Here is a 15,547-nt window from a genome sequence, read left to right as displayed (position 1 = left end):
TGCACAGGTTGCTACGACGCCAGCTCAGAAAGCACCTCGGGGTCGAGGACGAAGTACCTGCTGCGCTACAGCGTTTCCTGGCGGCCGTGGATGCCGCATACGCCGATTTCGATAACGATCGGGCGATGCTCGAGCGCTCTCTGGAGCTGAGTTCGAAAGAGCTGTCGGCGGCGCGCGACAAGGCAACGGAAGCGCAGCGCCGATTGGTTGACGCGATCGAGAGCATCTCGGAGGGTTTCTCGCTGTACGATGCCGACGACAAGCTGGTGATACACAACCGGCGGTACCGGCGCATGCACGGCGCCGCCAGTATCGATGTCGTGAATAAGGGCGTGCCGTTCGAAACGATCCTCCGCCATGCCGCCGCGAGCGGCGAGATCCGCGACGCGGAGGGGAACGTGGAGAGCTGGATCGCGGAACGCCTGACTTGGCATCGCGATCCTAAGGGGACGCATGTGATACGTCGCTCCGACGGGCGCTGGATCCAGATCAGTGAGCGCAAAACCTACGACGGCGGCACGGTCGCGACCTATGCGGACATCACCGACCTGAAGCAGGCGGAGCAGGCAATCCAGGAGAGCGAGCAGCGACTGCGCGTCATTGCCGAGGCTGCGCCGGTAGCTGTGCTGATCGTCACCTTCGATGACGGAATCATCCGGTATGTCAATCAACGCTTTGCCGAAATGTTCGGAATCGAAGCTTCGTCCGCCTTGGGTCTGGAAGCGACAACCCTTTACGCAGAGCCGCAACATCGCGAGCGCTTCATCGGCGCACTTACCGAGCACGGCCATGTGGAGGGCATGGAGATGCTGTTCAGACGGGCTGGAGGCGAAGAGTTCTGGGCGCTTATGGCCTCGCAGCGTGTCCAGTTCGACGGGTGCCCGGCGATGATCACCGGCCTGGCCGACATCAGCGATCGCAAGCGCATGGAAGGCGAGCTGCACAAAGCGATTTGGGCGAGCGAGCAGGCGACCCGCGCGAAGTCGGATTTCGTCGCCAGCATGAGCCATGAGCTGCGGACGCCCTTGAACGCGATCATCGGTTACAGCGAGATCCTGTTCGAGGACGCCCAGGACGCCGGGCGCGAAGCGGAGATGGCGGACCTGTGCAAGATCCAGGATGCCGGCAAGCATCTGCTCCGCCTGATCGACAACATCCTCGATCTTTCCAAGATCGAGGCCGGCAAAATGACGCTCTATCTCGAGACCTTCGAGGTGCGGCCCATGATCGATAGCGTCGCGGCGACCGTCGCGCCGCTGGCCAGGAAGACGGGCAACACTCTCGTGGTGAACTGCGCGGATGAGGTCGGCGCGATCCACAGCGATCTCACCAAGGTGCGGCAGACCCTGTTCAATCTTCTCAGCAATGCCTGCAAGTTCACGCAAAATGGGACGATCACGCTGACCGCGCTCCGTGACCCGAACGAGGCGGCCGACTGGATCGAGTTCCAAGTGCGTGATACCGGTATCGGTATGACGCCAGATCAGCAGGCCAAGGTGTTCGAGGCCTTCATTCAGGCGGATGACTCGACGACCCGTGCCTATGGGGGCACCGGGTTGGGCCTCGCCATCACCAAGAGCTTCTGCCGGCTGATGGGCGGCGATGTGACGCTGACCAGCGAAGCCGGTAAGGGAACGACCTTCACGGTTCGTCTGCCGGCGGTGACACCTGCTCCATCGGACATTGCGGTGTCGGCAGCAGAAAAGCGTTCCGAAAGTCCACAGGTCACTGAGCCCGAGCATGCGCCGATCGTTCTCGTGGTCGACGATGATCCCAATGCGCGGGAGCTGCTGGGGCGGCACCTGCAGCGTGGCGGCTACGTCGTTCGCATGGCTGGCAATGGCGAGGAAGCGATGCAGCTCGCCCGCACGCTGCAGCCCGATGTCGTCACGCTCGATGTTCTGATGCCGAGGATGGACGGCTGGGCCGTGCTCAGCGCCATGAAAGAAGATGCGGTACTTGCCGAGATTCCCGTGATCATGGTCACGATCGTCGACAACCAGAGCATTGGCTTCTCGCTCGGCGCCGCCGATTACCTGATAAAGCCGATTGATCGCGACAGACTGGTCCGTGCGGTGGAAAGATGCTGCCCAAGGGATGCGCCGCGGCACGTGCTGATTGTCGAGGATGACACGCCGACCAGTGAGCTGATGGCGCGCGCCCTGCGGCAGATCGACTGCACGGTTACGCAAGCAGAGAATGGTCGGGTTGGTCTCGGCTATTTGAACGAGGCTCTACCCGCCGCAATTCTGCTCGATCTCATGATGCCCGAGATGGACGGGTTCGAGTTCATCGCGCGGCTGCGCGCCGAATCCCGCTGGCGGAGCATCCCGGTCATCGTCGTCACCGCAAAGACACTCACCGATGAGGATATCGCGCACCTTAACGGCCAGGTACAGCATTTGGTGCACAAGGGCGAGTACAGCGGCAAGGCCGTGCTGGCGGCGCTCGACGAGCTGGTTCCCCGGCATGCCAGGCGCACGGGTTCGGATCGACCATGAACAACACTGGTGCCAACATCGCGCGTGCCAGGCGCATTCGGCTTACCCAGCTTCGCCAGGAACTGCTCTCTCCGGTCAACGCCTTGCTCGGCTATGCAGAGGTCCTGCAGGAGAAGGCATCCCGAAAAGGACCCTCCGGCATTCTACCAGATATGAACCGTATCCTCGGCGCTGCCCGGGATCTCGCCGGGAAGGTCGAGCGGCTGGTGGACGACGATCGTGCCAAGAGCCCGACCGGCTCGGCGCCCGCCACGCAAGAGCAGCAGCTGCGTCACGACTTGCGTACGCCCCTCAATGTGATCAAGGGCTATGGCGAGATGCTGCGAGAGGATATAGGCACCTCCTCAAGCGGCTCATTGCGCGCGGATCTCGACCACCTGCTGGAGACGGCTACCGATTTGCTGCAGCGTCTCGATCGCATCGGGCGTTTCTCCGTCGATGCCGAGGAGATGGGCTCGGCCTCCAATGAGGCCGACGCAGTCGTTGTTAGCGACTTGATCCGCAGCTTGGGGCCAATCCGGCATGAGCCGAATGCTGTAACCGAAACCGGCTCCATTCTCGTCGTGGATGATATCGAGGCAAACCGTGATTTGCTGTCGCGCCGGTTGACTCGCGATGGCCATCGTGTCGTTTCGGTCGCGGGTGGCCAACAGGCGTTGCAGGCGCTCGCCGACGGCGAGTTCGACCTTGTCCTGCTCGACTTGATGATGCCCGATATCAACGGGTTTGACGTGCTCGTGCGGATGAAGGCCGATGAGCGGCTCCGTCGTATTCCGGTTATCATGGTCACGGCCTTGGCGGAGACCGAGAGTGCGGTCCGCTGCATCGAGGCCGGGGCCGAGGATTATCTGCCAAAGCCGTTCAATCGGATCCTGCTGCGTGCGCGGATCAACGCTTGCTTGAACAAGAAGCGCTGGCGCGACCGAGAACGGAAGTATCTTCGCCGCATCGAGGACGAGACCGCCAAGTTCGAACGATTGCTGTTGACCATCTTGCCAAAACAGGTGATTGGCCGGTTGAATCACGGCGAACGCATGATCGCCGACCGCTTCGAAGGCGTGAGCGTTCTGTTCGCCGATCTGGTGGGTTTCACCGAGCATTCGGCACGGGTCACGCCTGCGGCGATGGTCGAATATTTGAACCGGCTGTTCTCGGAGTTCGACGCCCTTGCTCGCGAACTCGGTGTCGAGAAGATCAAGACCATCGGCGATGCCTATATGGCCGTTGCCGGCTTGCCCACTCCGAGCCCCGATCCGTTCGCGGCGATCGCGAATATGGCGCTGGGCATGATCGATCGGCTAGGCGGTGTCAACGGCCATTTTGGCTGGCCTTTGCAAATCCGTATCGGCATACATTCCGGTCCCGTTGTTGCCGGCATCATCGGCACCAACCGCTTCATCTACGACGTGTGGGGCGATACGGTAAATGTCGCCAGCCGGCTCGAGGCCTATTCTCTGCCAAATCGAATCCATGTGTCCCAGGATACAGCCCGCCACCTCGTCAGCCCCTTCGCGCTGGAGCCGCGCGGCAGCATAGACGTGAAGGGCAAAGGCAAACTTGAGACATTCTTCTTGAGCCGGATCTAGTCGCGTGCCGGAGGGTACATCCGGCCCGCTTGTTCCTGAAGCGGAAGAGGGCCCTGCGGACACCATCTATAACGTCATTAAGCGGGCATGGGACATGTCCGCCGTGCCGGATTTCATCTATCCCGGCACGCGCGGCGAGCGTCCCGCGGATTTCGATGACGCGATCGCTTATTCATCCGGCCTTTACCGGGTCGCCTTCCGCGATCCTGTCGTTCGCCGGTTGATTCTGGAGGTCCAGCAGCTTTTGCAGCCGCCCAGCATCTTGCACGAGCCGGCGCTGATGCAGCGGGTCAAAGCGAAGCTGGCCTAAGCGGCCCACTTCGATGAGGTTCGGGGCTCGTCAGTCAAGGTCCGCGGCGTCAATGTCGATCAGCGCCCTGGCGCTCATTCTCCCGCGCCCATGTCGTCGGCGATCCCGGTGAGGCGCGTGATCTCGCCGGGATCGGAGACTTGGCCCGCGCAGCTCGCGAAGGTATGCGAAACAAATCTTCCAGAGTTCCAGGTCGATCAGCCATCACTGTCGATGGCTTATCCTCAGCGCGTGGCGTACTTTCCGTTGTCATTCCTGGTGTTCATGACGGACGAAGATGGAAACGCCCCGGCCGGCAGGGCTACTCCCCCGCCAAGGCACGCGCGCGTTTGACTTTCGCATCGCTCCAGACTTCAGGCTGTGTCGGCGGAACATTGCGCGTCGTCAGCGACGTGCCGCGACCGGCGTTCAGCGTAATTGCGCCGGCGTCGTTTCGCACCTCAACCTCGCCTTTGGAAACGAAGATGCCGTAGGATTTATCGAACCGTCCGCCAAAGACCTCTGTGCCGCGCAGGCTCAATGTAGCGAAGGGCGTCTCGATCTTCGGGGGTGCCGCAGGCTGTTCCGCTTTTCCGCTGTTGAAGCAGAAGGCGCCGCCAAGGATATGCAGAAAGCTAGAGCCGGTATTGCTGCTTAGCGAATCGTTTAATACGACTTTGGCATTCTCGCCAAGGCTCAGAGTGCTGCCGTCGATCATCGCTACCTGTAATTGCCCGCCATTCCTGGTCCATAGCACATCGTTCCGGAATACCTTATCGTGTAGAAGTAAAAGGCGGGTGCCCTCGCCGAAAGTGGCACCTGCGACCGGGCGCCTTTTTCGGACGTTTCCAAAAATAGCGCGATCGTCTGCGACCGCCCTGCCCGCCGTAAAACCGAACGTGGTGGTCAGAGCTGCGGTGCCGATAAGACGGCAGGCAAAGACGCGACGCGTTACCAAAGAGGCGCGTTCGGCGGAAAAGCGATCCGCTAAAAACAAGGTCATTATTAAGCTCCTATCAATCGCCGAGCGCGCGCCGCCGGCGGAGAACCGTCCCCGCGGGCACTATGCGATTCGGCATCCGGTGCGGCAATAAGAAGGAGGGGCCCGCCCGCTGAAAGACGGCGAGGTGTGATCGAGGTCACGGACAAAGCTTTATCGCGGAACAAAAGGCGCGGAACGGTGCGCCGCCGGTGCAACGGGTCGCCCACGATTGATCAAAGGCGTCAATCATCAGGATGGGCACATGTGCAGCTATCGATGGCGCGACCACGGCATGTGCGGCACCCTCGAGCTATCGGAGTGACTTCTCCGCGGCCAGAGCTTGCACCAATCGATCGAATACCAACTTGATGCGGGCTGGCACGGGGGAATGGCTGACGCGATAAACCGATACCGGCCAGGGCGTGGGCGCATGGGGCGCCAACACTTCGATCAACTGGCCGGAAGCCAGATGCCGCCGGGCGAGGTAGTTGGGCAACTGTGCGTAGCCTAGTCCCAAGAGCGCGGCTTCGCGTCCAGCTTCGATGTCGTCGGTGACGAATGCCGGCTTCGGCATGAACGGCTTCGCGTCGCGAAACTGCCATGGCCACGGGCGTCCCGAATTCCGATCGATAATCGCGATGATCGGCAGCGCCTGCAAGTCGGCAGGTGTAGCCGGTATTACCGCGCGTTTGATGAGTACCGGCGAAGCGACCACATGGAAGGCAACCTTGGCTACCGAACGCGCGATGAAGCGGCTGTCGCGCAACGTACCGATGCGCACGCCCACATCGATCCGCTGGTCTACCGCATTAGTAAATGCCTCCGAAAGACGTAGATCAAGCGTCAGTGCCGGATGTTGTACCAGCACGGGCGCGAGCGCCTGCATGACGAGACCTCGGCCCAGGGCCTCGGGCGCGGTGAGCCGCACCATCCCGGAAACTTGGGCCTCGCGCCGCGCCGACTTGGGCCGAAGCATGGACTCCATCGAATCGACCATCTCGCGCCCTTGTCTGGCCAGTTGCTCGCCATAGGCCGTGATACGCACTTGGCGGGTGCTGCGATGAAACAGTGCCTCGTCTAGCCGTTCTTCGAGCTCCCGCACGGAGCGCGTCACCACCTGCGGCGAGATGCCCAGCCTGGCAGCCGCTTCCCTAAAACTGACGGCTTCCGCGGCAGCACAGAAGACCCGCAGCAATTCGAGATCGTTCATGATTGTTCCTTCCGCAGGAATTGTGAAGTCGCTTCTTTTCCATTCTCGGAGCGGGAACGGTCCGCCATTCTGACTTCGCCACCCGATTTCTTCAAGAAAACTGACGTCTTCAAGGAGACCACCATGAGTGACTTTCTCGATCTTCAAGGCAAATCCGTGATGATTACCGGTGCGTCTTCCGGCATGGGGGCGGCCGCGGCCCTGGCCTTTGCAAAGGCCAGGGCCCGGCTTGTTCTGGGTGCCCGTCGAGTTTCAGAAGGTGAAAAGGTCGCACAGGAAGCGCGCGCGCTGGGCGCCGAGGTGGTGTTCGTGCAGGCCGATATGACCCGCGAGAACGATATCGAGCGGCTCGTGAGAGCTGCGGTGCAGCGCTATGGCCGTCTCGACGTCGCCTTCAACAATGCCGGGATCGGCGGCGACGCCGCCCCGCTCGCCGAGCAGGCCGTCGGCAACTTCGACATGGTCATGGAGACGAACGTCAGAGGGGTATTCCTTTGTATGAAGCATGAGATCACCGCGATGCTCGCGACCGGCGGCGGCGCAATCATCAACACCGCCGCGGTCAGCGCGCTAATCGGCTTTCAAAACCTTGCACCTTACAACGCCAGCAAGCACGCCGTGATGGGGCTCACCAAGACAGCCGCACTCGAGTATTTCCCCAAAGGAATTCGCATCAATGCGGTGCTGCCGGGACTGATCGACACACCGTTCCAGGATCGGCTCTGGGGCAATGACGATAGCAAGTACGGTTTCGCGAACGCGTCGATCGCGGGGCGAATCGGCACAAGCCAGGAAGTTGCGGACGTGGTCCTGTTTCTTGCTTCGGCGCGATCCAGCTTCATCAGTGGCCAAGGCGTCGTCGTCGACGGCGGCTACACTGTCCAGTGAGGGCCAGCGGCGCGGGCAATGCCGCTCAATGCGAGGGGGCGCGCGGAGACCTGCGACCTTGCCACCGGCAACGCCAAGGGCAGCCGGCGCCGATGGGCTGGATGTCATCTATGCCCAGGTCATGTTCCGCGACACGGAGACTGACCCCGGATGTGGACCGCGACGGCTTCCGAAAATCGTCGCGGGACCGGTCGATAAGCTCATGGATCCTGTATTCGTTAAGGGTGCTCATCTGCAGACCATCAGGTACACGACCAGAACGTTGCCGGGCCTGACCGCTGAGGGCCTCCTATGCGCTCGGGGCATTGCCGTCTCAAAGAATCCCGGGAACTTCAGACCGAACACATGCCCCCGTCGGCCAGAAGCTCCCTACCGGCCACAAAACTGCTGTCATCGGAAGCGAGGAACAGCATGGCCGCGGCGATTTCCTCTGGCCGCGCCATGCGACCGAGCGGGATATTCGCCGTGTGCTTCGCGCGCATGGCGGCGGCCTCTTCCGGCGAACTGGCCTGGGCGTCGATGAGCGGCGTGTCGCAGGGACCGGGCGTGATGGTGTTAACGCGAATGCCGCGATCCTTGAGTTCCATCGTCCAGGTCCTGCATAAGAGCGAAGCGCGGTCTTGGACGCGGCATAGGCGGTCCGGCCGGGGAAACCGCGTAACGCCGCGATGGTGCTGGTGAGAATGACGGAGGCGCCATTGTTCAAAAGGGGCAGCGACTTCTGAACGGTGAACAGAACACCGCGCGCGTTGACTTCGAAATTATGGTTGAAGCTATCAATTGTCACCTTCTCAAGCTTCACGCTGTCGACTGTACCAGAATTTGCAACGACGACATCGAGCTTCCGGCCGTCCGACGCGATCGACGAATACAGCCGGTCAAGGTCTTCTAGTCTGCGGACGTCACCTTGCACGGCCCGGCTGTTCTTGCCGAGCGAGGCTACAGTTTTGTCGAGCTCTGCCTGACGGCGGGCGAAGATATAAACGAAGGCTCCTTCAGCAATGAAGCGTTGCGCCGTCGCCAGCCCAATACCGCTGGTGCTACCAGTAATGACCGCGACTTTGTTTGCCAATCTATGCATCATGCTTTCCTCTTGCTTGAACCACGATTGTGAACCGTCGGGTGGGTTGAGGTAGCGCGACCTGAAATTGAAGAGTAGAGCAGGGAGCAGAATAATGATTATTCCGCACTGGAATGGGGGACTCTTGGATTTAGGCAGTTGTACAGGGAGTTTTCGACCGGAATTTCCATGGATAGGGTGCATGAGCGGCAGCGCGCCGGAACAAAATTCTTCCTTGCAAATTTGTAGCGATCTCTGACAGGAGCCCTCTCGATGACGCGTAGAAGGTTTGCACTGGCACTAATTGGGGCTGCTTTCGCTGTGGGCTGCGATAGAGATGCAACGCAGCGGGCTCTCGAAAAACAGCGCAACGCCAACGAACGGAACGGAATAGATCCTGGCCATGCGCGTGGGGGCAGGATCGGCAATGCCGGTGGCGCCGGGCTCGGTGGCGGTGGGCTCGGTGGGGGTGGTCAGGGCGGCGGTGGGCTCGGCCGATAGTAGAAACTGGATTCCGGATTTTTGCCTTACGACTTCTCTGATCCTCTTTCAGCGATCTGGCCGCGGAACCTTCTATGCAAAGGGCGATGTCGTCGGTTCTGGTGAACATCGAACGGGTCGCGAATATCGGGCGGTTTCAATAATCATAGATGACTGAACGGCGCGCGGCTTTGGAATGCCGCTACCGTCGAGCCGGAACTTTTTTTAGCCCAATTCGGTTGCCCATCCGGAAGCCTGTCATGGTTTCACCGCTCGCTCTATCGCTCCGGCTTTACATCCTCTGGGTGGCCCCGCGCGCAATTGACCGGTTCGCGAAACTTACCTTTTAAAAGGCCGCTTAAGAGGCCGGACCCGAAAAACCGTGCAGCACGGCGCTCAGATCGCCGGCGGTAAAAGGCTTGGGGAGAAACTTGGCGCGTGCGGGCAGATCATCCGCTGTCGGCTCGATTTTCCCGGATGTGATGATCAGGTCAATTGGCGGCCACTTACTTCGAATTGTTTTGGCCAGTGTGAGGCCCCCAATTGGGCAGGGTATGGCGATGTCGGCGATAACGATTTTGATTTCTGTGTCGCGTTCTAAAATCGAAAGCGCCTCCGCGGCATGTGCCGCTTCGATCGGTTCATAGCCGCAATCATCAATCAAGTCCCTCACGCCAATTCGAACTAAAAGCTCGTCCTCAACGACCAGGACTTTCGTGCGCTTTGCTCCGCTCATGGTTGGGCTCATTCGGTGCCAGGCTGCGTGGCAACTAATGTGGTTGTCTTTCAATGGTTCCCTCAGCGCTTCATACTCACTGGAAACGTAAGGAATCTTCCTGAAACGGGGCGGTTCGTTATTGCGAGGATGGCAGTGAGCTCGGTGTCAGAATAGGGCTTGCCTATGAATTCTGCGCCCGATGGAAGGTTGTCGCTGCCGATCTTCATTTTTCCCGATGGTGACAATCAACTCGACGGGCGGCCACCGATCCCGTCTCGTCTACCAACATGAACGATGACGTCGTTTATCGCTGCCGGCGGCTCGGGCCGCTCCACCAGCCTCATCTCGGCCGTTCCCGCAGGAGCGTCGGTGGTGGAGAGGGGACGCTCTCATTGGGCCAGTTTTGCAAGGGCGGCGCGATCCATCTTGCCGAGGTGGTTGCGGGGAATCTCTTTGACGGCAAAAATCTGCTCGGGCAGCTTGTAGTCGGCGAGCCGCGCGGAAATGCTTCTTTGGATCTCATCGAGTTGATCGGCTTCGTTCGCGTGATGCTTGAGTTGGATGAAGGCGATGACGCGCTGCCCCAGGACCGGGTCCGGCACCCCGACGACACCGGCATCCTTTACGGCCGGATGGCTACCCAGCACATCTTCTACTTCGACCGCCGAGATGTTCGAGCCTGCACGAATGATCAGGTCCTTTGACCGCGAGACAAACCAGAAATGTCCGCTTTCGTCCTCGCGCATGATATCGCCCGACGCATACCAGCCACCGGGAAAAGCATCGAAGACGCCCGGCCCCTGCCAATAACCCAGCGCGATACTGGGACCACGTAGCTGCATCTCGCCCGGTTCTCCCTGGGTAACCGTATTGCCCGCTGGGTCAACCAAACGAATTTCGGTTCCCTTTGAAAGGCGGGACACCGGCCCTGGCTTCAATCCGTAAGTCAACGCGCCGCATCCTTCCGACGAAGCCCAGAAGCTATGAAGCGGGGTGTTGAACACAGATGGAAAGGCTTCCTGTTGTCCCGGCAGGCAGACATCTCCTCCCGATAGGCAAAACCGGAGCGAACTGATATCGCGCGGATGACGCCGCTGTTCCTCCATGATGGGAAGGTAGCGGGTAGGCAATGAAACCATCCAGCTGCATCGCTCGGCCTGGATGCCGTCGAGAATAGATGCCGGATTCGCCGCATCCAGCATAACCAGCGTTGCACCCTTCAAGAGGCCCCCGATGAAAGTGAAGAAGCCGGAGCCATGCACCATCGGCACGAACAAGGCAATTCGGTCATGCGCACGCATATCGAGATCGCCGACCCGGATCGCCAGCTCGCGAAGGGTCGCTTGGCTGTGCGCGACCAGCTTCGGCTTGCCTGTCGTGCCCGAGGTTGCAAGCAGGATGGCCGGCGCGGTCGGATCCAGATTGCCGAGGCTCACTTGTGCACCGCTCGCCTGTGTATCGCTGGCCAGTGACGTCCACCGGCGCGCAATCGCATCCGGCGGATCGCCAATAACGAACCGGGAATCGGCGCGGAGAACATCCGTGCCGATCGGCTTGACGAGCGGGTAATGCGCCGCATCCCCGATATAGAGCGACGGCTTCAGGCGCCTCAGCATGTCCTCCAATTCAGGCGTCTTGATACGAAGATTGAGCGGTGCGGCGATGGCGCCGAGACGAAAGCATGCCAGATAAGCAAGAGCAATCTCCGGCCCCGTCGGAATATGCAAAGCGACGCGGTCTCCGGCCCGTACGCCGGCTGCCGCAAGCCCGGCGGCCAGGCGTTCGACGTCTGCCAACAGGCGATTATATGTCCAGTGTTCGCGGCCTCTGATCATTGCTGTCTTCTCCGAACCGCGATGAAGCTGACAAAATGCGGTACCAATGACTTTCTCCTGGCGGCGTGTTTTCTCGTCGCCAAATGGCACGTTTGGGTCGCTTTTCTTGCTGTTATCGACATGGAAATGGCAGGGATAGCGTTTCTGCTGGAGGGCTCATTGTCTGCGACTGGCCAATGTTGATTCGGCTATTCTCTGTGCTCAGCTGCGTGGCGGGGCCGCTCAGTCTTCGTCTGCTCTCATGCGAGGCCCAACGACACGCCGAATCCTTCGCGCGTCATGAAGCCCAGGATGGAGATCGTTGGATCGGAGGAACCTTCGGATTTGACGTGGCCAGCCGGATAGACGACGCGCAGGCTTTCATCCTGATCGCGGGCCCGCTGCACCTGCCGCTTCATTCGCCGCAAGGTCATGATAAGTCCGCTGGGATATCCCGTCGACTATTGGCATTCCTCGCCGACGCGGCGTCAAACCGTTCAGTGATGGCTGTCACACACCAAGCCAGGCGGCCATCGCTGCGACAGTATTCCGTCATGCAGGCAAGGATAATTACTGATCGTTCCGCGAGACGATCGCAGATCGCGGTTGGTAACTTGCGAACCGGAGGAGCGTTGTACTGCCGTTGGCCGTGATCCTCATCGTACCAATGTGCCCTCGCCGCGTGTCCGGACGTGCACACGCCGGCGGTCTCAACCGTACATGCGTTGCTCAAACAGCATGCGAGTGTGATAAAATGCTCGAGGTGTTTGAAGCTTCCGAGTCTCTATGTCCCAAGTCGACTGGCTAACCCATCTCCTACAAATTGTCACCGTAACCGGTCAACTCGAGGTACGCTGCGTCTACGGTGCGCCGTGGCGCGTTACCTGGAGCAAAGCCGCCGCGAACGAGATTCCCTACCACGTCATAGTCAAGGGCCGCGCCATTATCGAGGACCCGGAGACCCGAACAGCACGAGAGCTGGTGAGCGGAGATATCGTGTTGCTGCCTCACGGTGCGGCGCATGTGCTCCATGACGGTAGTGGGCAAACACCTATCCGTACCCAGCAGCACCGGGGTTCAGCGGGATGGGTGCTGAGCGAGAACGACGGCGAGGGCGAGAAACTCGATCTGATGTGTGGGCGATTTTTTATCGCGCCACCCCATGACCGGCTGATCCGCAACTACATGCCCGCAAACCTTGTGACGCGCGCCATGAACGGTCATGCGGAGGACGGAATCGGCTCCGTCTCCCACGAACTGGCCAACCTGGTGAATCTGATGCGTATAGAGTCAGCCCGTGACCGAGCGGGAGGGCGTGCCATTCTGAATGCTCTTTCCTCGGTCCTGTTCACGTTGGTATTGCGCGCGGCAAGCGAAGGCGACAGCGCACCCAAAGGCCTATTGGCTCTGACCGCCCATCCGCGGCTGGCCCCCGCAATTGCGGCGATGTTCGCCAATCCGACGCGGTCTTGGAAACTGCCGGATCTGGCGAGCTTGTGCGGTATGTCACGCGCAACGTTCATGCGGCACTTTCAAGACAGGCTAGGTTGCTCCGCCCTCGACCTGTTGACCGATCTCCGCGTGAGTCTGGCAGCCAATGAGTTGAAAAAGCCAGCGATCAGCACCGAGGCTGTGGCCGAGACGGTCGGGTACCAATCGGTTTCGGCCTTCCGGCGTGTGTTTGCCGAAAAGATGGGGATGACGCCTGGGGAATGGCGCCGACTGACGCGCAATGGCGAGCAATCGGGCGTGGTCCGAGACCTATAAGCGCCGGGTTGATCCTTTTGGGCATCTTATTGAGCTAATCCGGTCTCGAAATTTGCAATTCTAAGCCATAACTTAGGCTCCGTAATCACTTGATGAGGGAGCCGCCCAATGAATTGCATCGCCACGGTCGCCGCCAATCCTGAATTCGGTGCCACCGCAAAGATCCACCCATTCGCCGAACAGAGCGGAGATACCCCCGCTCTCCAACCTTCGCATGCAATCGCGCGTTCGATTCCGACGAATGCCGTCATCGAAACCCTTCTGAGCCGCAGCGCCGCCAAATACTACGACCCCGCCGCTACGCTGAATGACGACCAGATCCGTGATCTGGTGCGGATCGGAACTTCCGCGCCGACATCCTTCCATCTGCAGAACTGGCGCTTCATCGCCGTCCGCACGCCGGAAGCCAAGGCGCGGTTGCGGCCGCTCGCCTGGGATCAGCCCGCCATCACCGAGGCCGCCGTGACCTTCATCGTCATTGGCAAGTTGGCCGACGCCAGCACCGTCCCCGCGCGTCTGGCGCCGGTGGTGGAAGCCGGCATCATGCCGGCGCACATGGTGCCGGAATGGGAAAGGCCCGCTCGCGGCCTGTATGACGATCAACCCCAGCGGCAGCGCGATGAGGCGGTCCGGACCGCCACCTTCGGCGCGGCGGCGATCATCTATGCAGCCCGCTCGGTGGGATGGGGGTCAACGCCGATGATCGGCTTTGACGCCGAACCGGTGCATCGCGAGTTCGGCCTGGCCGAGGACGAAATCCCGGTGATGCTGTTGACGGTCGGGCCGGAGCGAGCCGGCAACTGGCCGCAGAAGCCGCGGATGCCCGTGGCCGATGTACTGGACTTCGCCTAATTCTCAATTATGCCGCAACTTACGGAGATTATAATGACAAGAACTGCCGCTCTGACGCCGGACCAGGTGCCGGCCGAATCGAAACCGACCCTCGAGGCCTTCACCAAGAACATCGGCTTCACCCCCAATATGTTGGCGGCCTTCGCGCAGAGCCCGATCGCCTTCAACGCCTGGGCCAGCTTGCTCGGCAATTTGAGCAAGGCGCTCGACGTGAAGACCCGGGACAGCATCGGCCTCGCTGTGTCCGAAGTGAATGGCTGCAATTACTGCCTGACGGTGCACAGCTTTACGGCCCAGCATATGGCCAAGCTGCCGGCCGATGAAATCATCCTGGCGCGGAAGGGCCATGCCACCGACCCCAAGCGGGACGCCGCCCTGCAGTTTGCCCGCAAGGTCGTCGAGAGCCGCGGGCAGGTCAGCGACGCCGATCTGACGGCTGTCCGCGAGGCCGGCTACACCGATGCGAATGTCATGGAGATCGTCGCGCTGGTCGCCATGTACTCCCTGACGAACTTTTTCAATAACGTGTTCGATCCCGAGAAGGACTTTCCCGCCGTTGCGCCGGCGGGGGCGATCTGACCTCGATCCGGGGGCACCGAACCATCGCCAAGGATGCTCGGTGTCCTCTACGAACGCCTCGCGGGCCGCGACTTTCATGTACAGGCCTGGCTCAACCGCGGCCTCGCGCGGCCAGCCGTGCAGCGCGGGTTGGAAGTGGCGGCGTCCTGAAGAGCGAAAACCAGTCTATAGGCAGAGGGAGAAAACCATGAAGATCCGACCCATCATCACTGCGGCGTGCGCCGCCCTTGTCTTCTCTCTGGCCAGCGTCGTCTTCGCCCATGATGGCGAAGCGGAAACTATCACCAAAAACTTCGAGGCGACCATTCCCAATATCCCCGGCAAGTCGCTGATCGCCGTGGAGGTCGAATATGCGCCGGGCGCGGCCTTTCCGTCCTACACCCACGCGAAGTCGGCTTTCATTTACGCCTATGTGGTCTCTGGCGCCATCGAGTCAAAGGTGAATGACGGCGAGACGCGCATCTATCGGGCAGGCGAGAGCTGGCCCGAACCGCCGGGCGCGACCCATTGGATCAGCCGCAACGCGAGCAAGACCGAGCCGGCGAAGCTGCTCGCCGTCTTCGTCGTCGACACCAATGACAATCCGCTGACCACGCCCGTCAAATGACATGTGAACGACGCGTGGAGCTGCTCAAATTCTTTTCAGGCCAGGATATCTCCCGTGGGCACATAGGCACTGGATTCGCGAAGACCGGCGCCATGACATCAAGTTGCGCTATCAGGTCTTCTGAAGCTTACGTGATAAAGTTGAGGTTAAGGAAACCGACATGGAACAGTCCCCTCAGATCGGCGACAGGATTGCCGACAAATCAGCTCCGCCC

13 protein-coding genes and 1 pseudogene are annotated in these 15,547 nt (G+C 60.6%); 8 read left to right on the top strand and 6 right to left on the bottom strand.

The window, feature by feature from the left end; translation table 11 throughout:
* Positions 1-8: 8 nt before the first annotated feature.
* From SMD27_RS23320 to SMD27_RS23310, 3 genes are read left to right on the top strand one after another with little or no spacing between them, the layout of a single operon-like run.
* On the top strand, positions 9-2,501 hold the full coding sequence (locus SMD27_RS23320; protein WP_320510860.1) for a hybrid sensor histidine kinase/response regulator: 2,493 nt from the start codon (positions 9-11) through the stop codon (positions 2,499-2,501).
* Complete coding sequence (locus SMD27_RS23315) at positions 2,498-4,087, top strand: adenylate/guanylate cyclase domain-containing protein (RefSeq protein WP_320510859.1); 1,590 nt, start codon at positions 2,498-2,500, stop codon at positions 4,085-4,087. Before SMD27_RS23320 ends, SMD27_RS23315 begins: the two co-directional genes overlap by 4 nt.
* 4 nt (positions 4,088-4,091) lie before the next feature.
* Positions 4,092-4,397 carry a hypothetical protein gene (locus SMD27_RS23310; protein WP_320510858.1) on the top strand — a complete coding sequence of 102 codons (306 nt, stop codon included), beginning with the start codon at positions 4,092-4,094 and terminating at the stop codon, positions 4,395-4,397.
* Positions 4,398-4,698: 301 nt separating this feature from the next.
* On the opposite strand, the gene SMD27_RS23305 is transcribed toward SMD27_RS23310, so the two are convergent.
* Positions 4,699-5,379: a FecR family protein gene (locus SMD27_RS23305; RefSeq protein WP_320510857.1), complete on the bottom strand. Its 681-nt coding sequence runs from the start codon at positions 5,377-5,379 to the stop codon at positions 4,699-4,701.
* 289 nt (positions 5,380-5,668) lie between these two features.
* The gene (locus tag SMD27_RS23300; RefSeq protein ID WP_320510856.1) at positions 5,669-6,715 is read right to left on the bottom strand and encodes a LysR family transcriptional regulator; all 1,047 of its coding nucleotides are present in this window, start codon (positions 6,713-6,715) and stop codon (positions 5,669-5,671) included.
* Here SMD27_RS23300 and SMD27_RS23295 point away from each other — a divergent pair.
* Positions 6,692-7,456, top strand: coding sequence for a glucose 1-dehydrogenase (locus SMD27_RS23295; RefSeq protein WP_320510855.1), 765 nt, complete (start codon positions 6,692-6,694; stop codon positions 7,454-7,456). The two genes, SMD27_RS23300 and SMD27_RS23295, sit on opposite strands and share 24 nt — an antisense overlap.
* A gap of 332 nt (positions 7,457-7,788) precedes the next feature.
* On the opposite strand, the pseudogene SMD27_RS23290 reads toward SMD27_RS23295, so the two are convergent.
* From SMD27_RS23290 to SMD27_RS23275, 4 genes and pseudogenes are all read right to left on the bottom strand, one after another.
* Positions 7,789-8,537, bottom strand: a pseudogene (locus SMD27_RS23290) (SDR family NAD(P)-dependent oxidoreductase).
* An 817-nt stretch (positions 8,538-9,354) separates the two neighbouring features.
* Positions 9,355-9,732, bottom strand: a complete 378-nt coding sequence (locus SMD27_RS23285) for a response regulator (RefSeq protein ID WP_320510854.1) — start codon at positions 9,730-9,732, stop codon at positions 9,355-9,357.
* 371 nt (positions 9,733-10,103) lie between these two features.
* Entirely contained in the window at positions 10,104-11,639 is a 1,536-nt protein-coding gene (locus SMD27_RS23280; protein ID WP_320510853.1) for a class I adenylate-forming enzyme family protein, read from the bottom strand.
* A gap of 149 nt (positions 11,640-11,788) precedes the next feature.
* Positions 11,789-11,962, bottom strand: a complete 174-nt coding sequence (locus SMD27_RS23275; RefSeq protein WP_320510852.1) for a hypothetical protein — start codon at positions 11,960-11,962, stop codon at positions 11,789-11,791.
* A gap of 352 nt (positions 11,963-12,314) precedes the next feature.
* Here SMD27_RS23275 and SMD27_RS23270 point away from each other — a divergent pair, with 352 nt between their 5' ends.
* The 4 genes from SMD27_RS23270 (at position 12,315) to SMD27_RS23255 (ending at position 15,333) form a co-directional block, all read left to right on the top strand.
* The gene (locus SMD27_RS23270) at positions 12,315-13,295 is read left to right on the top strand and encodes an AraC family transcriptional regulator (RefSeq protein WP_320510851.1); all 981 of its coding nucleotides are present in this window, start codon (positions 12,315-12,317) and stop codon (positions 13,293-13,295) included.
* A 108-nt stretch (positions 13,296-13,403) separates the two neighbouring features.
* Positions 13,404-14,147 (top strand): nitroreductase family protein, encoded by a 744-nt coding sequence (locus SMD27_RS23265; protein WP_320510850.1) that lies wholly within the window; start codon positions 13,404-13,406, stop codon positions 14,145-14,147.
* 33 nt (positions 14,148-14,180) lie between these two features.
* Positions 14,181-14,726, top strand: a complete 546-nt coding sequence (locus SMD27_RS23260; RefSeq protein WP_320510849.1) for a carboxymuconolactone decarboxylase family protein — start codon at positions 14,181-14,183, stop codon at positions 14,724-14,726.
* Positions 14,727-14,913: 187 nt separating this feature from the next.
* Entirely contained in the window at positions 14,914-15,333 is a 420-nt protein-coding gene (locus SMD27_RS23255; RefSeq protein WP_320510848.1) for a cupin domain-containing protein, read from the top strand.
* The last annotated feature ends 214 nt before the right edge of the window (positions 15,334-15,547 follow it).

Source organism: Dongia soli (assembly GCF_034044715.1).
Lineage (GTDB): Bacteria > Pseudomonadota > Alphaproteobacteria > Dongiales > Dongiaceae > Dongia_B > Dongia_B soli.
Note: the sequence above shows the minus strand (reverse complement) of the source record. Positions and strands in the feature narration are given on the sequence as shown.

What these genes read in the sequence shown, in the direction of transcription:
- SMD27_RS23285 (WP_320510854.1), bottom strand. Translation starts at nt 9,732, where the DNA reads ATGAGCGGAGCAAAGCGCACGAAAGTCCTGGTCGTTGAGGACGAGCTT.
- SMD27_RS23265 (WP_320510850.1), top strand. Translation starts at nt 13,404, where the DNA reads ATGAATTGCATCGCCACGGTCGCCGCCAATCCTGAATTCGGTGCCACC.
- SMD27_RS23275 (WP_320510852.1), bottom strand. Translation starts at nt 11,962, where the DNA reads ATGACCTTGCGGCGAATGAAGCGGCAGGTGCAGCGGGCCCGCGATCAG.
- SMD27_RS23255 (WP_320510848.1), top strand. Translation starts at nt 14,914, where the DNA reads ATGAAGATCCGACCCATCATCACTGCGGCGTGCGCCGCCCTTGTCTTC.
- SMD27_RS23260 (WP_320510849.1), top strand. Translation starts at nt 14,181, where the DNA reads ATGACAAGAACTGCCGCTCTGACGCCGGACCAGGTGCCGGCCGAATCG.
- SMD27_RS23305 (WP_320510857.1), bottom strand. Translation starts at nt 5,379, where the DNA reads ATGACCTTGTTTTTAGCGGATCGCTTTTCCGCCGAACGCGCCTCTTTG.
- SMD27_RS23295 (WP_320510855.1), top strand. Translation starts at nt 6,692, where the DNA reads ATGAGTGACTTTCTCGATCTTCAAGGCAAATCCGTGATGATTACCGGT.
- SMD27_RS23315 (WP_320510859.1), top strand. Translation starts at nt 2,498, where the DNA reads ATGAACAACACTGGTGCCAACATCGCGCGTGCCAGGCGCATTCGGCTT.
- SMD27_RS23270 (WP_320510851.1), top strand. Translation starts at nt 12,315, where the DNA reads ATGTCCCAAGTCGACTGGCTAACCCATCTCCTACAAATTGTCACCGTA.